Here is a 23,376-nt window from a genome sequence, read left to right as displayed (position 1 = left end):
ACCAGCGCGTCGCCCGAGCGCAGGGCCGCTTCGGTGAACGGGCCGCCGCCACCCAGGCCGCGGACGTCGCCCGGGACCGGGAGCACCAGGTGCAGCGATTTCGCTCCCTGCGAACGCAGCGCCATCAGCAGCTGCACCGGGGTGGCCGCCCGGTTGAACGCCAGCGGGAGCGCGAACGCCTCGGCCGCGGCCGCGTCGGCGGCCACGACGTCATGGGCCTCACCCCACGCGAGCAGGGCATCGAGGACATCGTCGGACGCGGCGGCCCCGTTGAGCCACGCGCTCGACCAGACGGCGAAAGTCGCACTGGGACGGCACACGACGCCCTATTTTACCGGCTCGCTCGCGGTGCCGGGAGCGCGCCCACGCTGGAGCCGCTCCACATCGACGCACCGCCGATCCGGCAGTAGCGTCGAGGAGGTGAACGCTGTTCCAGACGCTCTTCCCCGCACCGCCGGGGCCCTGCGCGCGGCCGGGTACGAGCCGCGCACGATCGCCCGAGAGATCCACGACAACCTGCTGACCGCCCTCAAGAACGGCGAGGACGCCTGGCCCGGCATCGTCGGGTTCTCCCGCACCGTGCTGCCGCAGCTGGAACGCGCGCTGCTGGCCGGGCACGACGTCGTCCTGCTCGGCGAACGCGGCCAGGGCAAGACGCGCCTGCTGCGCACCCTGGCCGGCCTGCTCGACGAGTGGACACCCGTCATCGAGGGCTCCGAGCTGGGCGAACACCCGCTGCAGCCGATCACGCCCGCGTCGATCCGGCGCGCCGCCGAACTCGGCGACGACCTGCCGGTGGCCTGGCGCCACCGCTCCGAGCGCTACACCGAAAAGCTCGCCACGCCGGACACCTCGGTCGGTGACCTGATCGGCGACGTCGACCCGGTGAAGGTCGCCGAAGGCCGCAGCCTGGGCGACCCCGAGACCATCCACTTCGGTCTCGTCCCGCGTGCCCACCGCGGCATCGTCGCCATCAACGAGCTGCCCGACCTCGCCGAGCGCATCCAGGTCGCGCTGCTCAACGTGATGGAGGAGCGCGACATCCAGGTCCGCGGCTACACGCTGCGGCTGCCCCTCGACGTCCTGCTCGTCGCCACCGCGAACCCCGAGGACTACACCAACCGCGGCCGGATCATCACCCCGCTGAAGGACCGCTTCGGCGCCGAGATCCGCACCCACTACCCCCTCGACGTCGAGTCGGAGGTCGCCGTCGTCCGGCAGGAGGCGAACCTCGTCGCCGAAGTCGGCGAGCCGCTGCTCGAAGTCCTCGCCCGGTTCGTCCGGAACCTCCGCGAGTCCACGGTGATCGACCAGCGCTCCGGCGTCTCGGCGCGGTTCGCCGTCGCCGCGGCGGAAACCGTGGCGGCCGCGGCCCTGCGGCGCTCGGCGCTGACCGGGGAGGAGCCCGCCGTGGCGCGCCCGGTCGACCTCGACGCCGTCCCGTCGGTGCTGCGCGGCAAGATCGAGTTCGAACCCGGCGAAGAAGGCCGCGAGATCGAGCACCTCGTGCACCTGCTGCGCCTCGCGATCGCCGAGACCGCGCGCGACCGGTTCGCCGGCCTCGACCTGCGGCCACTGGCCGACGCGGTCGCCGACGGCCACCTGGTCGCCACCGGCGAGCGCGTCCCGGGCAAGGACGTCCTCGAAGCCCTGCCCGAACTGCCGGTGCTGCACGAGGTCGCCCGGCGCGCCGGTGTCGCCGCCGACGAGCCCGCCGGGCGGATCGCGGCCGCCGTCGAACTCGCCCTCGAATCGCTGTTCCTGTCGCGAAGGCTCGCCAAGGACTCCGACGACGCGACGACCGTCTACGGCCGATGACCGCCATCCCGCTTCCCGACGGCTACTCCTACGGCCCGTGGCACGACGGGCCGGATCCCCTCGCGCCGCCGGCCGACCTGCGCGACGCGCTCGACGAGATCGGCCAGGACGTCATGGCCGGGGCCTCGCCGAGGGCCGCGCTGGAGGAAATGCTGCGGCGCGGCACGCACCGCACCGCGGGCCTCGACGAGCTGACCCGGCGGCTCTGGCAGCGCCGGTCGCAGATCCAGCGGCGCAACAACCTCGACGGCACCCTGCAGGAGGTCCAGCGCCTGCTGCAGGAGGCCCTCGACGCCGAACGCCGCGAGCTGTTCCCGGACCCGGACGACGACGCCCGGTTCCGGGAGGCCCAGCTCGACGCGCTGCCACCGGGCACGGCCGCGGCCGTCACCGAGCTCGCGAACTACGACTGGCGGTCCGAGCAGGGCCGGGAGAACTACCAGCAGATCCGGGACCTGCTGGGCCAGGAGCTGATGGAGTCCCGGTTCCAGGGCATGAAGCAGGCGCTGCAGAACGCCGGGCCGGAGGACGTCGAGCGGATCAACGAGATGCTCTCCGACCTCAACGACCTGCTCGCCGCGCACGCCCAGGGCGCGGAGGACATCCAGCAGCGTTTCGAAGACTTCATGGGCAAGCACGGCGAGTTCTTCCCGGAGAACCCGCGCAACGTCGAAGAGCTGATCGACGCGCTGGCCGAGCGGTCGGCGGCCGCGCAGCGGATGCTCAACTCGATGTCCGCCGAGCAGCGCGCGGAACTCGCGGAGCTGACCCAGCAGGCCTTCGGCGACCCGCGCCTGGCCCAGCAACTGTCCCGGTTGGACGGTCAGCTGCAGGCGGCGCGGCCGGGCGAGGACTGGACGGGGTCGGCGCGCTTCCGCGGCAAGAACCCCCTGGGCATGGGGGAAGGCGCCCAGGCGATGGCGGACCTCGCCGAGCTCGACGCGCTGGCCGAGCAGCTCAGCCAGTCCTACCCGGGCGCGCGGCTGGAGGACATCGACCTGGAATCGCTCGAACGCCAGCTCGGCAAGGACGCCGGCGTCGACGCCCGGCGGCTGGCCGAGCTGGAGCGCGAACTGCGCCGCCAGGGCCTGTTCGAACGCGCCGCCGACGGCTCGCTCCGGTTGTCGCCCAAGGCGTTGCGGCGCCTCGGCGAGACGGCGCTGTCCGACATCGTGAACGCCCTGCGCGGCAAGACCGGCGAGCGCGAAACGGAGTCGGCCGGCGCGGCCGGCGAGCCCACCGGCGCGTCCCGGCCGTGGCGGTTCGGGGACATGCAGCCCTGGGACGTGCCGCGGACCATCCGCAACGCCGTGCTCCGGTCGGTTTCGGTGGGGGAGCGGCAGGTGCGGCTCGACGTCGAGGACGTCGAAGTGGTCGAGACCGAGCACCGGACGCGCGCGGCGGTGGCGCTGCTCGTCGACACGTCGTGGTCGATGGTGCAGGAAAACCGCTGGCTGCCGATGAAGCGCACGGCGCTCGCGCTGCACCAGCTGATCAGCACCCGCTTCCGCAACGACGCCCTGCAGCTGATCACGTTCGGCCGCTACGCCCAGTCGGTGGAGCTGCCGGAGCTGGTCGGCCTGGAGGGAGCGTGGGAACAGGGCACGAACGCCCACCACGGGCTGCTGCTCGCCGGGCAGCACCTGCGGCGGCACCCGGACGCCCAGCCGGTGGTCCTGATGGTCACCGACGGCGAGCCGACGGCCCACCTGGAACCCGACGGCGAGGCGGTCTTCGACTACCCGCCGCAGCCCCGGACCCTCCTCAAGACACTGTCCGAAGTGGACCGCCTGGCCAAGCTCGGCGCGTCGATCTCGGTGTTCCGCCTCGGCGACGACCCGCGGCTGACGTCCTTCGTCGACCTGATCGCCCGCCGCTCCGGCGGCCGGGTGATCGCGCCGGACCTGGACGGCCTGGGCGCGGCGGTGGTGGGGGACTACCTGCGCACCCGGCGGTAGGATCGGCCGCGGCCGAGGGGAGGACGGGCGATGCGGGTCGACACCGGTCCCGGCATGATCGACGGACCCCGGCTGCCGGACCCGGCCGGGACCCGGCTCATCCTGATCGGCACGGCCGCCTACGCCGACCCGCGGCTGCACGACCTGCCCGCGGTGGGCAACAACCTGGCCGCGCTGCGGTCCGTGCTGACCGACCCGGCGATCGGCGTGTGCCTGCCGGAGCACAGCACCACCATCGCCGACTCCGCCGACCCGAGCCGGGTGGGTGTCACCCTCGCCGAGGAGGCCGCGGCGGCGGAAGACACCCTGATCGTCTACTACGCCGGGCACGGCCTGGTCGACGAGCGCGGCGAACTGCACCTCGGGCTGGGCGGGACGAACCCGGACCACCCGGTGTTCACGTCGTTGCCGTTCGAGTGGGTCCGCCGGGCCATCGCCGGCAGCCCGGCGCGCAACCGCGTGCTGCTGCTCGATTGCTGCTTCTCCGGCTTGGCCATCGAAACGATGGCCGACCCGTCGTCGGTCGGCGCGTCCCAGATCGCGATCGCCGGGACGTACACGATGACGTCCTCCCCGGCGAACCGGCCGTCGATCGCCCCGGCCGACGCGGAGCACACGGCGTTCACCGGTGAGCTGCTGTCGTTGCTGCGCCGCGGGATCCCCGGCGGCGGCGACGTGATCACCCTCAGCGAGGCCTACCGGGCCCTGCTCCAGGCCCACACCGCCGCGGGCCTGCCCAAACCGCAGCAGCGCAACACCGAGACCGCCGAGCAGCTGGCGCTCGCGAAGAACGTCGCGGTGGCCCCGGCGCGGACCGTCACGGCCCGGGCGAAGCACCTGCACAAGCGGCACCTGCCGCCGGCGCACCTGCAGCCCAACCCGCGCTGGGTCCCGATCGGCTACCACGTCGACGGCGCCCTGCCGGCGTACCTGGACTTCTTCACCGACCAGCACCTGGTGGTGCTCGGGGACGTCGGGGCGGGCAAGACGAACGTGCTGCGCGCGGTCGTCGGCGGGCTGGCCGAGCGGTGGTCGGCCAAGGAGCTGCTGATCATGCTCTTCGACTTCCGGCGGACCCTGCTGGGCTTCCTCACCGGGGACCACCTGCTCGGCTACGGCGTGAACGCGACGCAGGTGACCTCGATGCTGGAGGAAGTGGTCCTCTCGATGCGCAAGCGGCACGGCGGGCACTGGCCCGGCCCGGAGCTGGTGCTCGTCATCGACGACTTCGACTTCGTCCGCGGGCCGGACAACCTCCTCGAGCCGCTGGCCGAGCTGATCCCGGACGCGCACGAGCTCGGCCTGCACCTCGTGGTGGCCGCCGAGCCGCACAGCGCCGATCCCGTGCTGACCGCCCTCGCCGAAGGTGGTGCCGCGGCGTTGCTGATGAACGGCGAAGGCCGCTGGGGGTCCGTCGCCCAGGCGCCGAAGCCGACCGGTTTCGGGACGTTGGTCCGCGAGGCGGGCGTCAGCGAGGTGCAGATCGCCTGGACGCCGTACGAACAGGCCGGCGGGGCATCGGCCGAAGATGAACCTGCCGCCGCCGAACCCGCCGCCGCCGACGGCGAGGACGACGCCGCGCAAGCCTGATCGCCCGGTCTCACCGGCGCCGGATGCGCACGGCCGGGGGCGATCCACCGGCCGTGCTCGGGCTGCCCGGCCAGGGGATCGCCGGAGGTGGCCGAGGAGCTCGCCGTTCTCCTCGTGCCGGATCTCGATCGGGCTCACCGCCGCACGCCCAGCCGGTCGCGGACGGCGGCGATCACCTTGGCGGTCTGGGCCCGCAACGCGTCCAAGCCCGCTCGCTCGTCGGCCGAGCCGGGGTAGCCCGTCGGGTCCGCCCGGGCGCCTCGCTTCCAGACGGCCGCGACCTGCTGCGTCGCGGCGATGTCCTCGTCGGGACGTCCCGGGACCAGGACGAGGTCCGCGCGCAGCCCCGCCCGGATCCGGCCGCGGTCGGCCAGCCCGAACACGGCGGCGGGGCGGGCGGTCGCGGCGGCGAGCGCGGCGGCCGGGGGCAGCCCGGCGGCCACCAGGTACCCCAGCTCCCGGTGCAGGCTCGCGCCGTGCACGGTGCCCGGGTTCGGCGCGTCCGTCCCGGCCAGCACCGGCACGCCGGCGTCGTGCAGCAGCCGGGCGTTGCCGCGCGCGGCCGCGAAGTCCGGCAGCCGCGGCGGCAGCCACCGCTGCGCCTGCCGTTCGAGGACGGCACACCACGCGAGCCCCAGCCGGGAGACCAGCGCGGGTTCGTCGAGCAGCGAACCGCCGGGGAAGCCGTCGGCGATCGACAGCGTCGAGATCACCGCGACACCCGCCGCGGCGATCGCGTCGACCTGGTGCGGGGCCAGCGCGTCGAACGGGACGTGGGCCAGCACGTCCACCCCGGTGGGCAGCAGGTCCAGGGCCCCGCGCGCGGTCGGCACGTGGGCGGCGACGACCAGGCCGGCCGCGTGCGCGGCTTCGGTCAGCGCGGCGATCGTCGGCACGTCCAGTGACGGCATCGGCATCGGCCCGCCGCCGGTGCCGTCGTCGTAGAGGACCTTGAGGTGCGCCGCGCCTTCGGCGACGCGGTCGGCGACGAACCGCTCGGCGTCCCGCGGTCCGGTCACGGCCGGGAAGGGCGCGTACATCAGGCTCGGGTGCCCGCCGGGCGCCGTGGCCCCGACGCTGGAGGACCGCACGTCGGCGCAGTCCGGTTGCGCGGCGCGGGCCAGGGCGTCCCGGACCGTGTCCGGCTTGCTGAACATGTCCAGCACGGTCGTGACGCCGAAGGTGAGCGCCTGCCGGAGCGCGCCGGGCAGCAGGTGCACGTGGGCGTCGATCAGGCCGGGCAGCAGGGTGCCGCCGCGGGCGTCGACGTGCTCGTCGCCGGGCCGGCGCAGCGTGTCGGCGCCGACCGCGGCGATGCGGCCGTCCGCGATGCGGACCGCGGTGTGGTCGGTGAGGCGCTCGCCGTCGAAGACGCGGGCGCCGGTGATGGTCGTGGTCACCCCGGCCACGGTAAAAGTTGACATCGTGTCAAGGTCAACTTCAAGCTGAAGGGATGCAGTACTCGATCAGCCAGGTCGCGAAGGCGTCCGGTGTCTCGGCGCGGATGCTGCGCCACTACGACGCGATCGGCCTGCTCACCCCGGCTTCGGTGGCGGCGAACGGCTACCGCTGGTACGGCCGGCCCGAACTGCTGCGCCTGCAGCGCATCCTGCTGCTGCGCCGGCTCGGGCTCGGCCTGGCCGAGATCGGGGCCGTGCTGGGCGACCAGGTCGACGAGGCCGCCGCGCTGCGCGGGCACCTGGCCCAGCTCGAACAGGAGCGGCGCCGCCTCGACCGGGTCATCGCCACCGTCGAGGAGACGATCACCGACCTCGGCCGCGCCCGGATCGGCGACCCGGACCGGTTCTTCGCCGGGCTGCGCAAGGACGGCGCCGCCATGCGGCAGAGCTACCGTGAGACGTTCGGCGAGGGTGCCGCCGCGGCCTTCGACACCGCCCAGGCCGCCCAGGAGCAGTTCACCGCCGCCGACTACGAGCACGCCGCCGCCCGCAGCGCGGCACTGTTCCGGCGGCTGGCCGCCGTCATGCGCTCCGGTGCGGCGCCGGAAGACCCCGCCGCGCTCGACGCCGTCGCCGAGCACCACGCGTCCGTGAGCCACTTCTGGCCGCCGACGGCCGCGGCCTACGCGGCGATGGGCGGGCTGTACGTCACCGATCCCCGCCAGCGGGCCCTGGCCGAGCAGGCCGATCCCGCGCTCCCGGCGTGGCTGGCACGGGCGATCGAAGCGTACGCGCGCGTGAGGCTCGTCCCACCGCTCGGGAAGCGGTGACCCACCAGCCCTTACAGTCGAGGTATGCAGACTTGGTCATCGGTCGACGTGCCCCGCATCGCCGGCACCCCCCGCCCGCTGCGGCTCCACGACACGGCCACCGGGCAGATCCGCCCCACCGCGCCCGGCGCCACCGCCCGGATGTACGTCTGCGGCATCACGCCCTACGACGCGACGCATCTGGGGCACGCCGCGACGTACCTCGCCTTCGACCTGGTGAACCGCATCTGGCGGGACAACGGGCACGACGTCCACTACGTGCAGAACGTCACCGACATCGACGAGCCGCTGCTGGAGCGCGCCGCGCGCGACCAGGACGACTGGGTCGTGCTCGGCATGCGCGAGACGGCGCTGTTCCGCGAGGACATGGTTGCCCTGCGTGTATTGCCGCCGAAGCAGTTCGTCGGCGCGGTCGAGAGCATCCCGGAGATCGTCGAGGTCATCGCGAAGCTGCTGGCCAACGGCGCCGCGTACCGGGCGGACGACCCGGAGTCCCCCGACATCTACTTCGACCACACCGCGACCGGGAAGTTCGGCTACGAGTCGAACTACGACGCCGAGACCATGGCGAAGTACTTCGCCGAGCGCGGCGGCGACCCCGACCGCGCCGGCAAGCGCCACCCGCTGGACGCGCTGCTGTGGCGCGTGGCCCGCGAAGGCGAGCCGTCCTGGGAGTCCGAGCTCGGCCCCGGCCGCCCGGGCTGGCACATCGAGTGCAGCGCGATCGCGGTCAACCGGCTGGGCCTCGGGTTCGACCTCCAGGGCGGCGGGTCGGACCTGATCTTCCCGCACCACGAGTACAGCGCGGCGCACGCCGAGGCGGTCGCCAAGGACGGCCCGTTCGCCCGCCACTACGTGCACGCCGGGATGATCGGCCTCGACGGCGAGAAGATGTCGAAGTCGCGCGGGAACCTCGTGTTCGTCTCGCGGCTGCGCGCCGACAAGGTCGACCCGGGCGCGATCCGGCTCGCGCTGTTCGCCGGCCACTACCGCGAAGACCGTCCGTGGACGGCCCGGCTGCTGGCCGACGCCGAAGCCCGGCTCGCGCGCTGGCGCGAAGCCGTCTCCCTGTCCACCGGACCGGCGGCGGAGGACACCGTCACGCGGCTGCGCGACCACCTGTCCGACGACCTCGACACGCCGAAGGCCCTGGCGGCGATCGACGCGTGGGCGAACGAGGCCCTGCGCCGCGACGGCACCGACCCGACGGCGCCCGGCCTGATCCGCGACGCCGTCGACGCCCTGCTCGGCATCACCCTCTGACCCGGCTTCCGGGTCCGGACTTTCCCTAGGAAAGTTCGGTGGGCGTCACTTTCCCCGGGAGAGTGACGCCCACGGCGGGGTGGCCGTCGGCCAGTTCGAGGCGGTCACCCGCCCAGTCTCGGCGCAGCCACCGGTCGTGGGACGCGATGACGACCGCGCCCGGCGCCGTTTCCAGCGCCGCGAACAGTTCTTCCGCCAGGGTCAGCGAAATGTGGTTCGTGGGCTCGTCCAGCAGGAGGACGTCCGGCGGGTCGGCGAGCAGGATCGCCAGCGCCAGCCGTCGCCGCTGGCCGACCGACAGCGCGCCCACCGGCTGCCGCAGGTCCCGGGAGGCCAGCAAACCCAGCCGGCTGAGCGGGGGAGCGTCCTCGCCGAGCGCGTCCCGGTACACCCGGGCCGCGGTCCGTTCCGGCTCGGCGAACACGACGTCCTGCTCCAGCAAGCCCACCCGGACGCCGGGTCCGGAGTGGACCGTCCCGGCCGCCGGCGTGAGCCGGCCGGCCAGCACCGACAGCAGCGTCGACTTCCCGGCGCCGTTCCCGCCGGTGACGAGCAGCCGCGCCGAACCGTCGACGTCCAGCCGCGGCAGCGACAGCCGCCCCGGGACTTCCAGTGACCGCACCGAGATCGCCGGGCCGTCGCCGGTCGCGCGGCCGGTGAGCTCGGCCCGGAACCGCAGTGGTGCCGGGGGTTTGCGCACCTGGTCGCGTTCCAGGTGCTCCAGGCGCTGCTCGGCGTCGCGCACCCGCCGCGAGATCGTCTTCTGGACGCGGGCGCCCTTGAAGGCGTGGATGAACTTGTCGTTGTCGCGCGGGCCGCGGCCGTAGGCGACGTTCCGCGCCGTGACCGCGACCGTTTCCCGCAGCTCCTTCAGTTCCTCCTGCTCCTCGGCGTAGCGCTGTTCCCAGCGTGCCCGCTCGGCCTTCTTGTGGCCGAGGTAGTCGGTGTAGCTGCCGCCGTAGCGGACCGCGCCACCGGCCTGCCGGTCGGCCGCCGCCGGGTCGAGGTCGACGATGTCGGTGCAGACGGCGTCGAGGAACACCCGGTCGTGCGAGGACAGCACCACGATCCCGGTCAGCTCGGTGAGATGCCGTTCCAGGAACGCCATCGCGGTGTCGTCGAGGTGGTTGGTCGGCTCGTCGAGCAGCAGCGTCTCCGGCTGCCGGATCAGCAGCGCGGCCAGGCCGAGCCGGGACCGCTGCCCGCCCGAGAGCGTGCCGAGCCGCCGGTCCGGTTCGACGCCGCCGAGGCCGAGCCCGTCGCAGACGAGCTTGGCGCGGCGGTCGGCGTCCCAGAGGTCGTGGGCCTGGGCCCATTCCAGGACCCGGCCGTACTCCTCGAGCACGCCGGGGTCGTCGGGCCGCTCGGCCATGGCGGTGGTCAGCTCGTCGAGCCGGGCCGCGGCGGTGCGGATCTCGGCGAGCGCGTCGTCGAGCACGTCGGCGAAGGTCGCGTCCAGCGGATGTGGCAGTTCCTGCAGCAGGAACCCGACGTCCGGGCCGCGCAGCACCTCGCCGGAGCGCGGTTCTTCGAGCCCGGCGAGCAGGCGCAGCAGGGTGGACTTGCCGGTGCCGTTCTCGCCGACCAGGCCGAGCCGCTGCCCGGCCGACGCGGTGAGCGAAACGCCGTCGAGGACGACGCGGGTGCCGTAGCCGAAGACGACGTCCTTGGCCTGCAACGGAAAAACGGGAGACATGTGCGATCACCGAGCCCTGGGGGAAGAAAGCGGAAATCCTCGCCGGGCGTCGTGGCACGCGGGAGCGTCGGCTCGACCGGTGCCGCCTCAGGCGGGATGGGCGCGGTTCAGTTCCTCATAGTGGACCCAGGTTAACGCAACAACCGTAGAGTTAGTCAACGGGTTATGACCTGGGTCACATCGGGCAGGCCTTCGGTCGACCGTTCGGCCGCCGTGGTGCCGTCGGTCAGGAATTCGAGCAGGGCGGTCAGCTGACGGCGGTCGAAGCGGGCGAGGCGTTCGCCGACGAACCGGGCCATCGGCGCGTACAGCTCGGCGAGCTCGGCCATCCGGTCGGGCAGGGGCCGGACGACGAGCCGGCGGCGGTCCGCGGGATCGGGGGCGCGCTCGGCGAGCCGGTGCCGTTCCATCCGGTCGAGCAGCCGGGTGAACGCGCCCGTGCTCATCCCGAGCAGCCGGGCGAGTTCGGACGGGGAGTCGCTGACGCCGCCGTGGAGCAGGTGCAGGCAGTGCAGCTCGGTCGGTGTGACGCCCATCCGCTCGGCGACCGCGGCGTGGAAGAGCGCGGTCGACCCCACGAACCGGGGGAGGGCGAGGGCGGCGGCGGTGGCGAGTTCGCGCTGGTCGGGCAACGTCCATCCCAGGTCCGTGACGACGCAGTCACTGCCCGGTGCAGTCACTGCCCCGCGAACGATAGCGGAGCCGCTTGACAAACCCGCAGGCGGGACCAACTATGAAAGAAGTCTTTCGAAATGATTCTTTCAGATTGGACGACCGATGGCCGGGCTGCCGCCGCGCAAGCGGATCGAGGACGTCGAGCTGCTGCGTGCGCTGGCGCACCCGCTGCGGTCGGCGCTGCTGAACCACCTCACCGCCGTCGGTCCGCGCACCGCGAGCGAGTGCGCCGAGGCGGTCGGCTCGACGGCGTCCAACTGCAGCTGGCACCTGCGGCAGCTCGCCCAGTACGGCCTGGTCGAGCGGGCCGACGCCGAGGACGGCCGCGAACGGCCGTGGCGCGCCCGGCAGGTCGGCCTCGAGATGGGGGAGCTGGCCGACGACCCGGCCCACCGGGCCGCGCAGCTGGGCGTGGTCGGCGCGCAGCTGACCCACGAACAGGAGCTGACCCAGCGCTACCTCGATTCCCTCGACGAGCTCGACCCGGCCTGGCGCGCCGCGACCGGGCTGTCGACCTACGCCCTGCGCGTCACACCGGCGGAGCTGACCGAGCTGACCGAGGCGATCGACGCCCTGGTCCGTCCCTACGTCGGCGCCATCCGGACCGACGCCCCCGCCGGCGCGCGCTCGGTGCACGTCGGCCTGCGGGCGTTCCCGCGCATCGAGCACTCGGGGAAGGCGGAGGCGTGAAGCAGCTGCTGGGGGTGCCGGCGTTCGCCAGGCTGTGGGTGGCCGCCTTCTTCGGCGAGACGGCCGAGTGGATGCTGCAGGTGGCGCTGCCGGTTTACGTGTTCCAGCGCACCGGCTCCGCCGCGACGACGGCGCTGAGCATCGTGCTCGGCCTGCTGCCCGCGGTGCTGCTGAGCCCGGTGGCCGGCGTCGTCGCCGACCGGTGGAACCGCCGCGCGGTGCTCTTCGGCGTCTGCGCCGGGCTCGCCGTCGTGGCCCTGCCGCTGCTGGCCGAGCCCGGCGTCACCGTGGTGTACGCGGTGATGGCCGCCCAGGCGGCGCTGGCGTCGGTGTTCGAACCCGCGCGCAACGCGCTCGTGCCGGAGCTGGTCGGTGTCGCGGAGGTGACCGCGGCCAACGGGCTGATGAGCGTGAACGGCAGCGTCGCCCGGCTGGCCGGTGGCTGGGCCGGAGGTGCCCTGCTGGGCTTCGGCGGCCTCGCCGACGTCGTCACCGGCTACCTGGCCGTTCTCGTGGTGGCCGCGGCCCTGCTGGCCAAGCCGTTCCGCCGGGTCGCCGCGCCGGCGCCGGTGGCGGCGCGGGAACCGGTGGTGCGCGCCTGGCTGGACGGCCTGCGCGAGCTGACGCGCAACCCCCGGCTGCGGCGCACCGGCGTCGCGCTGGTGTTCACCTCGCTGGCGCAGGGCATGTTCTTGGTGCTGTTCGTGGTCTACGTCCTGGACGTGCTCGGCGGCAGCGAAGCCGACGCCGGCCTGCTGCGGGGCGTGCAGGCGCTCGGCGGGCTGGCCGCCGGGTTCGCCCTGGCCACCGTGGCGCGGCGGGTCGCGCCGGCCGCCCTGCTCGGCTGGGGGTCCCTCGCGCTGGGGCTGGTGTCCGCGGTGATCTGGAACCTCTCGCTGGTCACGACGGCGCTGGGGCTGTACGTCGGGTTGTTCGTCGTGGTCGGCGCGCCGGGCGTGGTCGTCGGCGCCGGCGTGCTGTCGGAGATCCAGAGCGCGGTGGCGCCCGAGCGCGCCGGGCGGGTGCTGAGCACGACGTTCGCCGCCGTGGCCGCCGGCACGACCGCCGGCGCGCTGCTGGCGGGCACGCTCGTCGCGACGACCGGGCCCGCCGTGCTGCTGAACGTCCAGGCCGGCGTCTACGTCTTCGCCGGGCTGCTGATGCTGCTCCCGCGCCGCGGGTGGACCCGGCAGTTCGTGTGGAGGTACCGGGCGGCCCCGTCGGCGAAGTCGTAGAGCGCCACCGTCCGGGTGTCTTCCAGGGGGTCCGCCGGCGGCATGAGGAAGTGCGTCCGGCTCACCGGGAGCAGCTCGTACCGCAGGCGATCGGGCTTCCCCAGGAACGCCGCGTGCGCCGGGTCGAGGTCCAGCGTCAGGTGCAGGGTCCCGCCGTCGGCGGCCACCTCGAACCGGGTGCCGGGCCGTTCGTACACGCCCTCGTACCTCGGCAGGTCGAGCTTCAGCGCCGGGTCCGGCTCCGGCAGCTCCGGGACGGCACCCAGGAGCTCGCGGAACACCTCGCGGGCGAAGCTTTCCCGCGGGCCGCCGTTCGTCAGCACGACAACGGCGGTGTCCGAGTCCGGCAGGAGCCGCAGCCGGGCGTTCTGGCCGATCGTGCTGCCGTCGGTCGCGTACGCGGTCCGGCCGGGCCAGTCGCCGACGATCAGGCCGAGCGCCCATTCGGGCCCGAACATGTACGGGTCCGGGATCGGCACGCGGGACCGCATCATCTCCCGGACGCTCCGGGCCGACACGATCCGCCGGCCGTCGGGCGCGAGACCGGCGCGGAGCAGGACGTGCGCGAACGTGAGCACGTCGCGGACCGTCGACGTGATGCCGCCGCCGGCGCCGAACACCCTCGGCAGGTGGTCGATCGGCGTGACGATGGGGCCTTCGGCGAGGGAGCGGATCAGGTGCCCGGTCGCGGCCCGGGTTTCGTCCACCTGCTCGCGGCGGCTGTTCGTGCTCTTCAGGCCGAGCGGAACGAAGAGCCGGTCGCGCAGCACGTCGTCCCAGCGCTTGCCGTCCAGGACCTCCATGATCCGCGCGAGGAGCGCGTACCCCAGCGCTGCGCTGTAGCCGTGGGTGTGGCCCAGCGGGAAGACCTGCGGCGCACCGGCGATGTTCTCGACCACGCGCTCGTGGATGTCGTCGCCTTCGCCCGGATCGCCGAAGGCTTCTTCGATGCCGTTGGTGTGGTTGAGCAGGTGGCGGGCGGTGACCTTCGCGGTCGTCTCCGGATCGGCCACCGCGAACTCCGGCAAGAAGGTCCGGATCGGCTCGTCCAGGCCGGCCTTGCCCTCGTCGACCAGCTGCAGGAAGGCCAGCGCGGTCCACGTCTTCGTCATGGAACCGAGCTGGTAGACGGTGTCGGTCGTGGCCGGTTCGCCGGTTTCGGCGTTCTTGACGCCGACGGCGAACTCGCTGATCTCGCCGCCCGAGAGCACGCCGATCGCGGCGCTCGGGATGCCGTATTCCGCCAGCAGGGCGGAGATCCGATCCTGGATCGTCATCGGGGGAGCCCGACCGCGTTCGCGGCGTCCGCTTCGAAGTACTCCGTCGTGGCGTAGGTGCCGGCGTGGGTCTCGAAGAACTCCCGGACCCCGTCGACGGAGTCGTGGGCGATGACGTTCACCGCCCGGGTGCCGTCCTGGCTCGCGACCGCCAGCTTCCACTCCGCGCCCGCGGGAAGGCGGCCGTGGGCCTTCTTCAGGCCGTTCCAGAACTCGCCTTCGTCCGAGACGGCCGAGATGGCCAGCACGTGCGTCTTCGCTTTCCTCATGGGGAAAAGCTACGTTGCGTTTTCAACGGGCCCAACGGACGGACGTGCATAATACCTGGTAAACCGACAAATCGTTGCGACCGTACTGACGACGAACGCAACGAGCCGTTGCACTGGAGTGTCGATGAACGCACGCAGGCTGAGCCTCGAGGACCGCCGTCGCATCGCGGGCTGGCTCGACGCCGGGCTCGGGTACGCCGAGATCGGACGGCGGCTCGGCCGCCCGACGTCCACGATCAGCCGGGAAGTGGCGCGCAACAGCGCGTCCGGCCGGTACCGGCCCGGCCACGCGCAGGAAGCCGCCACCCACCGCGCCCGCCGGCGCCGCCCGTCCCGGCCCGGCGGCGAACCGGCGGACGCCGCGCGCGGCTTCGTGGCCGAGTTCGCGGCCCTGCTGGCCGCCACCGGCCTGCCGCGGATGACCGCCCGGGTGTTCACCTGCCTGCTCACCGCCGAGGCCGGCGGCCTGACCTCGGCCGACCTGGTCCGGTTGCTGCGGGTCAGCCCGGCTTCGGTGTCCAAGTCCGTCGGCGCCCTCGAAGCGATGGAGCTGGTCGCGCGCGGGCCGGACCCCGGCGGCCGCAGCGAGCGCTACCGGATCGACGACGACGTCTGGCTCCGGGCGTGGCAGGCCGACACCGGCGCCCACGGCCGGCTGGCCGCCGCCGCGCGGGAGGGCAGCGAGCTCTTCGGCCCGGACACCACCGCCGGCGCCCGGCTCGCCCGGATGGGCCGGTTCTTCGGGCGGCTCAGCGAGCAGATGGGCGGCAGCACCGTCGCGGAGGCCACCGCGGGCGACGCCCTGACCGTGGTCGCGGCCCTCGTCCACGCCGGGCGGCCGTCGGCCGTGGACGAACTGGCGGCCGCGCTCGGCTGGCCCCGCGCCCGGGCGGAGGCCGCCCTGGACGCGCTCCGGCGTCGTCCGGCGATCGCCGATCCCCTCGAACTGCGCGGCGCCGGGACGGTCACCGTCACGGCGAGACCGGACCGCCTGAGCCCGGCCCAGCGCGAAGCGATCCGCAGGTTTCGCGAAGCTTCCCCGGCCGCGGTGGCTACGGTGGAGGGGTGCCGCACCTCTTCGCCACCAGCGACCTCCACGTGACCCACGAGGGCAACGGCCCGATCCTCGACTCGGTCGTCCCGGAAACCCCCGAAGACTGGCTGCTCGTCGCCGGCGACGTCGCCGAGCTGGCCGAAGCCACCATCGGGACGCTGAAGACCCTGCGCAGCCGGTTCGCGAAGGTCGTGTGGGTGCCGGGCAACCACGAGCTGTGGACGACGAAGAACGACGACTGCCAGCTGCGCGGCCAGGCCCGGTACGAGTACCTGGTGGAGCAGTGCCGCGAGATCGGCGTCCTGACGCCGGAGGACGAGTTCCCGGTCTGGCGGCACGGCCCGCGGCCGCTGACGATCGCGCCGCTGTTCCTGCTCTACGACTACAGCTGGCGGACCCCGGAGGCGGCGGGCAAGTCCCTGGAGGAGGCCCTGCGCCAGGCCCGCGAGGCCGGCGTGGTCTGCACGGACGAGTACTTCCTGTACCCGGACCCGTACCCCAGCCGCCAGGCGTGGTGCGAGGACCGGCTGAAGATCAGCACCGAACGCCTCGACGCGATCCCCGGGGACCACGGCACGATCCTGATGTCCCACTGGCCGCTGCACCGCCACCCGACGGCGCCGCTCTACTGGCCGGAGTTCGCCTTGTGGTGCGGGACGACGAAGACCGAGGACTGGCACGTCCGCTACCGCGCGGAGATCGCGGTGTACGGGCACTTGCACATCCCGCGCAGCACGGAGGCCGACGGGGTGCGGTTCGAAGAGGTGTCGCTGGGCTACCCGCGCGAGTGGCGGAAGCGGGCGCGGGGTGCGGTGCCGATGCGCCGGATCCTGTGGCCGTCCTGAGCCTCCCGCCCGATCGGGAGCTCGGCGGCCGGGCCGTCACGACTCCTCGCGCCGCCGCTCCCTGAGGGCGCGGACCCGGCCGCGGCTGGCGCACGCCGGGGACGGGCACCAGCGCCGCCGGCCGCCCGGGTCGGCGAACACTCCCCGGCAGTCCTGCTCGGGGCAGGCCCGCAGGTCGTGCCGCAGGGGGCCGGTGAGCCAGTCCGCCGCCTGGTGGGCGAGCCGGCCGAGCGCGTCGGCGGTGGTCGCGGGGGCGCTCCGCCGGAGCCGGTCGAGCGCGGCGAGGTGGACCGGCTCGGTCTGCAGGAAGGGCCGCAGCGGGCTCACCTGGTCAGCGTGAGGCGGAACTCCGTCGAGGGCGCCCAGCGCGAGTTCGCGGAGCGCCTCGCGGAGCTGGTGGGCCGCGCGCACGTCGGCGTGGGTGACGGGGGCGAGCGGGGTCAGCTCGACCCGGGCGAGCCAGTCGCGCAGCCGCTCCGCCGTCGGGATCCGCTCGACCGGCTGCGCCCCGAAGTGGCGGCCGCGGGTGGCCAGGAGGTTCAACCAGGGTGCGCCCATGTCGAGGCGGAAGTCTTCGGACACCTCGCCATTGTAACGGTTGAGGCGTTACACTGGCGATCGTGACTGGGGAACCCAAGGTCCGCACGGTGCTGGGCGACATCGATCCGGCCGAACTGGGCGTGACGAACTCGCACGACCACCTCTTCTTCGCCTCGAAGCTGCTGCCCGGCCAAGAGCTGGACGACCCGGCCGCGGCCGGCGAAGCGCTCCTCGACTTCAAGGTGCGGGGCGGCGCGGCCTTCGTCCAATGGACGCCGTACGGGCTGACCCGGCGGACCCGGGAGCTGGCCTGGCTGTCGGAGGAGATCGGCGTGCACGTGGTCGCGGCCACCGGGCTGCACCGCGCGGAGCACTACGCCCCGGTGCTCCTCAGCCGGGTCATCGACGACCTGGTCAAGGAGTTCGTCGCCGACCTGACCGAGGGGACCCAGCCCGCCGACCTGCCCGACGAGCCGCGGACCGGCCCGCGCGCCGGGCTGGTCAAGGTGGCCGGCGCCTTCCACACGATCGACTCCCACGCCCGGCTGACGATGACCGCCGCCGCGGTCGCCCACGAGCAGACCGGCGCGCCGATCGCCGTGCACCTCGAACTCGGCACCGCCGGCCTGGAGACGGTCGACCTGCTCTGCGGCAAGCTCGATGTTCCACCCGAAAAGGTGATCCTCGGGCACCTCAACCGGAACCCGGACCGGCAGCTGCAGCGGGAGATCGCCGAGACCGGCGTGTTCCTCGGTTTCGACGGCCCGTCGCGGGCCAACCACGCCACCGACTGGCGGCTCTTCGACGGCCTCGAAGCGCTCGTCGAGGCCGGCCACGGCGGGCAGATCCTGCTCGGCGGCGACACGACCACCGCGGCCGCCCGCCACCAGCCGGGCGCGGCCCACCTGCTCACCACCCTCGCGCCGCGGCTGACCAAGCTGCTGGGCGGCGACGTCGTCACGGCCATGCTGGTGGCGAACCCCGCACGGGCGTTCGCCACCAGCTGGCCGGGGTGAGAGCGACTCAGCGCAGGCCGAAGCCTTCCTGTCCGCCCCCGCGGCCACGGCGGCGCAGGTAGCGCTCGAACTCGGCGGCGATCTTGTCGCCGCTCACGTCCTGCTCCGCGACCTCGCTCTGGGCGTCCCCGCGCTCCTCGAGGCTGCGGACGTACTCGCTGATCTCTTCGTCCTCGTCGGCCATCTCGCTGACCGTGCGCTGCCACTCCTCGGACTGCTCGGGCAGCGCGCCCAGCGGGATCTCGACGTCGAGGATGTCCTCCAGCTTGTGCAACAGCGCCAGCGTCGCCTTCGGGGACGGCGGGTGCGAGACGTAGTGCGGCACCGCGGCCCAGATCGAGACGGCCGGGATGCCCGCCTGCACGCAGTAGTCCTGCAGGATGCCGACGATGCCGGTCGGGCCCTGGTAGTTGTTCAGGTCGAGGCCGTAGAGCGACGCCGTGTCCTTGTCGTACGCCGTTCCGGTGACCGGGACGGGCCGGGTGTGCGCGGTGTCGGCGAGCAGCGCGCCCAGCGTCACCACCGTTGCGACGTCGAGCTGCTGGATGTGCTCCAGCAACTCGGCGCAGAACGCGCGCCAGCGCATGTTCGGCTCGGGTCCCTGCACGAGGACCACGTCCCGGTCGAAGCCGTCGGGGCGGCACACGGACAGCCGCGTCGTCGGCCAGTCCACCCGTCGAGTGACGCCGTCCACCATCCGGACGGTCGGGCGGCTGACCTGGAAGTCGTAGTAGTCGTCGGGCTCCAGTTCCGCCAGCGGGGTGGCGTCCCAGTTCAGCTGCAGGTGCTCGACCGCCCGGCTGGCCGCGTCACCTGCGTCGTTCCAGCCTTCGAAGGCGACGACCATCAAAGGCCGGGTCGGTTCGGGGCGGCCGCCAGGCGGCCGCGGGGTCTCGTCGACGGGCTCACTCACCGGACCAGCCTACGACCACCGGCCTTACCCTGTTCAGCATGTCCGACCGCCTGTCGTCACCGTTTCTCGATGCCCTCCGCTCGCGCGTCCTGGTGGCCGACGGGGCGATGGGCACCGCGCTGCAGGCCCACGACCTCAGCCTGGACGACTTCGCCGGGCTCGAAGGGTGCAACGAGATTCTCAACGTCACCCGGCCGGACGTGGTCCGCTCGGTGCACCGGGGGTACCTGGAGGCGGGCGCGGACGCCGTCGAGACCAACACTTTCGGGGCCAATTTCGCCAATTTCGCCGAGTACGACATCACCGAGCGGATCTTCGAGCTCGCCGAGGCCGGGGCCCGGCTGGCCCGGGAGACCGCCGACGAGTTCGCGACGCCGGACCGCCCCCGCTTCGTCCTGGGCTCGGTGGGCCCGGGCACCAAGCTCCCGACGCTCGGGCACGCGCCGTTCACCACGCTGCGTGACGCCTACCGCGAGGAGGTCCGCGGCCTGCTGGCCGGCGGCGCCGACGCGGTGATCGTCGAAACCACCCAGGACATCCTCCAGACGAAGGCGTCGGTCATCGGCGCCAAGCGGGCGATGGCCGCGGAGGGCCGGCACGTGCCGATCCTCGTTTCGATCACCGTCGAAACGACCGGCACCATGCTGCTCGGCACCGAGGTCGGCGCGGCGCTGGCCGCGCTCGAGCCGCTCGGCATCGACGTCATCGGGCTCAACTGCGCCACCGGGCCGGCCGAGATGAGCGAGCACCTGCGGCAGCTGGCCAAGCACGCCCGGGTGCCGCTGTCGGTGATGCCGAACGCCGGCCTGCCCGAGCTCGGCCCGGACGGTGCGGTCTACCCGCTCGGCCCGGAAGCCCTGGTCGAGGCGCTGACCGGGTTCGTCCGCGAGTTCGGCGCCGGCCTGGTCGGCGGCTGCTGCGGCACCACCGACGAGCACATCCGGCAGCTGGCCGCCGCCGTCGCGGGCACCGCACCGGTCCCGCGGCGCCCGCGGCCCGAGCCGGGCGTGTCGTCGCTCTACCAGGCGGTGCCGTTCAAGCAGGACGCCAGCGTGCTGATGATCGGCGAGCGGACCAACGCCAACGGCTCGAAGGCCTTCCGCACCGCGATGCTGGAAGGCCGCTGGGACGACTGCGTCGAGATCGCCCGCGAACAGACCCGCGACGGCGCCCACCTGCTCGACCTGTGCGTCGACTACGTCGGCCGCGACGGCACGGCGGACATGGCCGAGCTGGCCGGGCGCCTGGCCACGGCGTCGACCTTGCCGATCATGCTCGACTCCACCGAGGTTCCCGTGCTGAAGGCGGGGCTGCAGCGGCTCGGCGGCCGCTGCGCGGTCAACTCCGTCAACTACGAGGACGGCGACGGGCCGGAATCCCGGTTCACCCAGGTCATGCAGCTGGTCAGCGAGTACGGCGCCGCCGTCGTCGCGCTGACGATCGACGAGGAAGGCCAGGCGCGGACCGCGCAGAAGAAGGCCGACATCGCCACGCGGCTGATCGAGGACATCACCGGGAACTGGGGGCTGCGGACCTCCGACGTCATCATCGACGCGCTGACCTTCACCATCGCCACCGGCCAGGAGGAGTCACGCCGCGACGGCATCGAAACGATCGAAGCCATCCGCGAGATCAAACGCCGCCACCCCGAGGTCCAGACCACCCTCGGGTTGTCGAACATCTCCTTCGGCCTCAACCCGGCCGCGCGGCAGGTCCTCAACTCGGTGTTCCTGCACGAGTGCGTCCAAGCCGGGCTCGACACCGCCATCGTGCACGCGTCCAAGATCCTGCCGATGGCCCGCATCCCGGACGACCAGCGCGCGATCGCCCTCGACCTCGTCTACGACCGCCGCCGCGAGGGCTACGACCCGCTGCAGGAGCTGATGGCCCTCTTCGAGGGGGTCAGCGCCGCGTCGTCCAAGGCGTCGCGGGCCGAAGAGCTGGCCGCGCTGCCGCTGTTCGAACGCCTCGAACGCCGGATCGTCGACGGTGAGCGCAACGGCCTCGCCGACGACCTCGACGCGGCCCTGGAACAGCGGCCCGCCCTGCAGATCATCAACGACACGCTGCTGTCCGGCATGAAGACCGTCGGCGAGCTGTTCGGCTCCGGGCAGATGCAGCTGCCGTTCGTGCTCCAGTCCGCCGAGGTGATGAAGGCCGCCGTCGCGCACCTCGAACCGCACATGGAGACCGGCGACGACTCGGGCAAGGGCCGGATCGTGCTGGCCACCGTGCGCGGCGACGTGCACGACATCGGCAAGAACCTGGTCGACATCATCCTGTCCAACAACGGCTACGAGGTCGTCAACCTCGGCATCAAGCAGCCCATCACGACCATCCTCGACGCCGCCTCCGAGCACGGCGCCGACGCGATCGGGATGTCCGGGCTGCTGGTCAAGTCCACGGTGATCATGAAGGAGAACCTCCAGGAGATGAACTCCCGGGGCGTCTCCGCGCGCTGGCCGGTGCTGCTCGGCGGCGCCGCGCTCACCCGGTCCTATGTGGAGAACGACCTGACCGAGCTGTACCTCGGCGACGTCCGCTACGCGCGGGACGCGTTCGAGGGCCTGCGGCTGATGGACGCGATCATGGCGGCCAAGCGCGGTGAATCGCCGCCGGCGGACGCCGACGCGGAGAAAAAGCGTCAGGAGCGCAAGGAACGCCGCGAACGCTCGCTGCGGATCGCCGAGGCGCGCAAAGCCCGCAAAGCCGAAGAGGAAGCCCTCGAAGGGCCGCCGCCCGCACGCTCGGACGTCGCCACCGACGTGCCGCTGCCCACCCCGCCGTTCTGGGGTTCGCGGGTGGTCAAGGGCGTCACGCTCGCCGACTACGCCGCGATGCTCGACGAGCGCGCCACCTTCATGGGCCAGTGGGGGCTCAAGGGCGCCCGCGGCGGCGCCGGGCCGACGTACGACGAACTGGTCGAGTCCGAAGGCCGGCCGCGGCTGCGGTACTGGCTCGACCGGCTCACCGCCGACGGCGTCCTGGCCCACGCGGCCGTCGTCTACGGCTACTTCCCCTGCGTCGCCGAGGGCGACGACCTGGTCGTGCTCACCGAGCCTTCGCCCGGCGCGCCGGAGCGGGTGCGCTTCACCTTCCCGCGGCAGCGCCGCGACCGGCGGCTCTGCCTGGCCGACTTCTACCGGCCCCGCGAGGCCGGTGAGGTCGACGTCGTGCCGTTCACCGTCGTCACCATGGGCCAGCCCATCGCCGACTACGCGAACGAGCTCTTCGCGGCCAATGCCTACCGCGACTACCTGGAGGTCCACGGCCTCGGCGTCCAGCTGACCGAGGCGCTGGCCGAGTACTGGCACTGCCGCATCCGGCAGGAGCTGACCTTCCCCGGCGGTGTGGCGGTCGCCTCAGAGGACCCGGACGACGTCGAGGACTTCTTCAAGCTCGGCTACCGTGGAGCGCGGTTCTCCCTGGGCTATGGCGCCTGTCCCGACCTCGAAGACCGGGCGAAGATCGTCGCCCTCCTCGAACCGGGCCGGATCGGCGTGAAGCTGTCCGAGGAGTACCAGCTGCACCCCGAGCAGTCGACCGACGCGATCGTCTGCCACCACCCGGAAGCGAAGTACTTCAACACCTGAGGAGACTCCACTGTGGACGGACTGGCCGCTGTGCTCTGGGACATGGACGGCACGCTGGTCGATTCCGAGAAGCTGTGGGACGTCGCCCTCTACGAGACGGCGGAGTGGCTCGGCGGCAAGCTTTCCGAGCAGCAGCGGATGACGCTCGTCGGGTCCAACATGGACGACACCTCGGCGTACCTGCTCGAAGTGGTCGGTCTTCCGGTGACGCCCGAGGCGATCGCGTCGACCGGTACGGAGATCCGCCGTCGCACGGCGGGCCTGTTCGACGACGAACTGCCGTGGCGCCCCGGCGCGCGCGAAGCGCTGACGGCGGTGCGCGAGGCGGGCCTGCGCTCGGCGCTGGTGACCTCCACCGAACGCGACCTGACCGAACTGGCGCTGAACACGATCGGCCGGGACTTCTTCGACGTCACCGTGTGCGGCGACGAGGTCGAAGGTCTGAACAAGCCCCTCCCGCGCCCGTACCTCAAGGCGGCGGAGCTGCTCAGTGTCGACCCGGCGCGCTGTGTCGCGGTGGAGGATTCGCCGCCGGGCACCGCGTCCGCCGTCGCGGCGGGCTGCACGGTGCTGGTGATCCCGAACGACGTCCCGGTCGAGGCGGGGGAGCGGCGGGTGTTCCGCGACTCCCTGGTGGGCATCGACGTGCCGGCGCTGGCGGCCCTGCTCGGCTGACCACGACCATGTCGCTTTTCCGCTAGCATCCGGCTCGCC

The 23,376-nt window shown here is 73.0% G+C and carries 20 protein-coding genes; 12 read left to right on the top strand and 8 right to left on the bottom strand.

The window, feature by feature from the left end:
• Nucleotides 1-320 (bottom strand): Rv1486c family protein (locus CCN39_RS06305; protein WP_491844418.1); only part of this gene is annotated, 320 nt, incomplete at its 3' end.
• Between the two features lie 100 nt (nt 321-420).
• Here CCN39_RS06305 and CCN39_RS06300 point away from each other — a divergent pair.
• From CCN39_RS06300 to CCN39_RS06290, 3 genes are read left to right on the top strand one after another with little or no spacing between them, the layout of a single operon-like run.
• Entirely contained in the window at nt 421-1,818 is a 1,398-nt protein-coding gene (locus CCN39_RS06300) for an ATP-binding protein (RefSeq protein ID WP_086839276.1), read from the top strand.
• The gene (locus CCN39_RS06295; RefSeq protein ID WP_086839274.1) at nt 1,815-3,776 is read left to right on the top strand and encodes a vWA domain-containing protein; all 1,962 of its coding nucleotides are present in this window, start codon (nt 1,815-1,817) and stop codon (nt 3,774-3,776) included. The genes CCN39_RS06300 and CCN39_RS06295 overlap by 4 nt, the downstream gene beginning before the upstream one ends.
• 30 nt (nt 3,777-3,806) lie before the next feature.
• Nucleotides 3,807-5,366 (top strand): caspase, EACC1-associated type, encoded by a 1,560-nt coding sequence (locus tag CCN39_RS06290; RefSeq protein ID WP_086839272.1) that lies wholly within the window; start codon nt 3,807-3,809, stop codon nt 5,364-5,366.
• Between the two features lie 134 nt (nt 5,367-5,500).
• Here CCN39_RS06290 and CCN39_RS06285 read toward each other — a convergent pair whose 3' ends face one another.
• Nucleotides 5,501-6,766 carry an amidohydrolase family protein gene (locus CCN39_RS06285; RefSeq protein WP_244210640.1) on the bottom strand — a complete coding sequence of 422 codons (1,266 nt, stop codon included), beginning with the start codon at nt 6,764-6,766 and terminating at the stop codon, nt 5,501-5,503.
• 53 nt (nt 6,767-6,819) lie between these two features.
• Here CCN39_RS06285 and CCN39_RS06280 point away from each other — a divergent pair, with 53 nt between their 5' ends.
• Both CCN39_RS06280 and mshC read left to right on the top strand, forming a co-directional pair.
• Complete coding sequence (locus tag CCN39_RS06280) at nt 6,820-7,596, top strand: MerR family transcriptional regulator (protein ID WP_086839268.1); 777 nt, start codon at nt 6,820-6,822, stop codon at nt 7,594-7,596.
• Between the two features lie 24 nt (nt 7,597-7,620).
• Nucleotides 7,621-8,859 carry a cysteine--1-D-myo-inosityl 2-amino-2-deoxy-alpha-D-glucopyranoside ligase gene (gene mshC / locus CCN39_RS06275; RefSeq protein WP_086839266.1) on the top strand — a complete coding sequence of 413 codons (1,239 nt, stop codon included), beginning with the start codon at nt 7,621-7,623 and terminating at the stop codon, nt 8,857-8,859.
• Nucleotides 8,860-8,884: 25 nt separating this feature from the next.
• Here the strand turns inward: mshC and CCN39_RS06270 are convergent, their stop codons facing one another.
• A complete protein-coding gene (locus CCN39_RS06270; protein ID WP_086839264.1) occupies nt 8,885-10,555 on the bottom strand; it encodes an ABC-F family ATP-binding cassette domain-containing protein in 1,671 nt (556 codons plus the stop codon).
• Between the two features lie 155 nt (nt 10,556-10,710).
• Complete coding sequence (locus tag CCN39_RS06265) at nt 10,711-11,187, bottom strand: MarR family winged helix-turn-helix transcriptional regulator (RefSeq protein WP_086839262.1); 477 nt, start codon at nt 11,185-11,187, stop codon at nt 10,711-10,713.
• A 145-nt stretch (nt 11,188-11,332) separates the two neighbouring features.
• Between CCN39_RS06265 and CCN39_RS06260 the strand changes: the two genes are divergently transcribed.
• A complete protein-coding gene (locus CCN39_RS06260) occupies nt 11,333-11,920 on the top strand; it encodes an ArsR/SmtB family transcription factor (protein WP_086839260.1) in 588 nt (195 codons plus the stop codon).
• The gene (locus CCN39_RS06255; RefSeq protein ID WP_086839258.1) at nt 11,917-13,155 is read left to right on the top strand and encodes an MFS transporter; all 1,239 of its coding nucleotides are present in this window, start codon (nt 11,917-11,919) and stop codon (nt 13,153-13,155) included. Before CCN39_RS06260 ends, CCN39_RS06255 begins: the two co-directional genes overlap by 4 nt.
• Here the strand turns inward: CCN39_RS06255 and CCN39_RS06250 are convergent.
• Nucleotides 13,059-14,432, bottom strand: coding sequence for a serine hydrolase domain-containing protein (locus CCN39_RS06250; RefSeq protein ID WP_086839256.1), 1,374 nt, complete (start codon nt 14,430-14,432; stop codon nt 13,059-13,061). The two genes, CCN39_RS06255 and CCN39_RS06250, sit on opposite strands and share 97 nt — an antisense overlap.
• Nucleotides 14,429-14,701, bottom strand: a complete 273-nt coding sequence (locus CCN39_RS06245; RefSeq protein ID WP_086839253.1) for a hypothetical protein — start codon at nt 14,699-14,701, stop codon at nt 14,429-14,431. The genes CCN39_RS06250 and CCN39_RS06245 overlap by 4 nt, the downstream gene beginning before the upstream one ends.
• Nucleotides 14,702-14,825: 124 nt before the next feature.
• Here CCN39_RS06245 and CCN39_RS06240 point away from each other — a divergent pair, with 124 nt between their 5' ends.
• Together CCN39_RS06240 and CCN39_RS06235 are read left to right on the top strand one after the other, a co-directional pair.
• A complete protein-coding gene (locus CCN39_RS06240; protein ID WP_086839251.1) occupies nt 14,826-15,803 on the top strand; it encodes a GbsR/MarR family transcriptional regulator in 978 nt (325 codons plus the stop codon).
• Nucleotides 15,767-16,600 (top strand): metallophosphoesterase family protein, encoded by an 834-nt coding sequence (locus CCN39_RS06235; RefSeq protein WP_086839248.1) that lies wholly within the window; start codon nt 15,767-15,769, stop codon nt 16,598-16,600. The genes CCN39_RS06240 and CCN39_RS06235 overlap by 37 nt, the downstream gene beginning before the upstream one ends.
• Nucleotides 16,601-16,636: 36 nt before the next feature.
• On the opposite strand, the gene CCN39_RS06230 is transcribed toward CCN39_RS06235, so the two are convergent.
• Nucleotides 16,637-17,182 carry a CGNR zinc finger domain-containing protein gene (locus tag CCN39_RS06230; RefSeq protein WP_086839245.1) on the bottom strand — a complete coding sequence of 182 codons (546 nt, stop codon included), beginning with the start codon at nt 17,180-17,182 and terminating at the stop codon, nt 16,637-16,639.
• A 38-nt stretch (nt 17,183-17,220) separates the two neighbouring features.
• Here CCN39_RS06230 and CCN39_RS06225 point away from each other — a divergent pair, with 38 nt between their 5' ends.
• Nucleotides 17,221-18,156: a phosphotriesterase family protein gene (locus CCN39_RS06225; RefSeq protein WP_244210639.1), complete on the top strand. Its 936-nt coding sequence runs from the start codon at nt 17,221-17,223 to the stop codon at nt 18,154-18,156.
• 7 nt (nt 18,157-18,163) lie between these two features.
• Here CCN39_RS06225 and CCN39_RS06220 read toward each other — a convergent pair whose 3' ends face one another.
• Entirely contained in the window at nt 18,164-19,069 is a 906-nt protein-coding gene (locus tag CCN39_RS06220) for a PAC2 family protein (protein ID WP_086839241.1), read from the bottom strand.
• A 38-nt stretch (nt 19,070-19,107) separates the two neighbouring features.
• On the opposite strand from CCN39_RS06220, the gene metH reads away from it, so the two are divergent.
• Both metH and CCN39_RS06210 read left to right on the top strand, forming a co-directional pair.
• Entirely contained in the window at nt 19,108-22,662 is a 3,555-nt protein-coding gene (gene metH, locus CCN39_RS06215; protein ID WP_086839239.1) for a methionine synthase, read from the top strand.
• A gap of 42 nt (nt 22,663-22,704) precedes the next feature.
• Nucleotides 22,705-23,337: an HAD family hydrolase gene (locus CCN39_RS06210; protein WP_244210641.1), complete on the top strand. Its 633-nt coding sequence runs from the start codon at nt 22,705-22,707 to the stop codon at nt 23,335-23,337.
• The last annotated feature ends 39 nt before the right edge of the window (nt 23,338-23,376 follow it).

The organism is Amycolatopsis kentuckyensis, from assembly GCF_002155975.1.
Taxonomy (GTDB): domain Bacteria; phylum Actinomycetota; class Actinomycetes; order Mycobacteriales; family Pseudonocardiaceae; genus Amycolatopsis; species Amycolatopsis kentuckyensis.
Note: the sequence above shows the minus strand (reverse complement) of the source record. Positions and strands in the feature narration are given on the sequence as shown.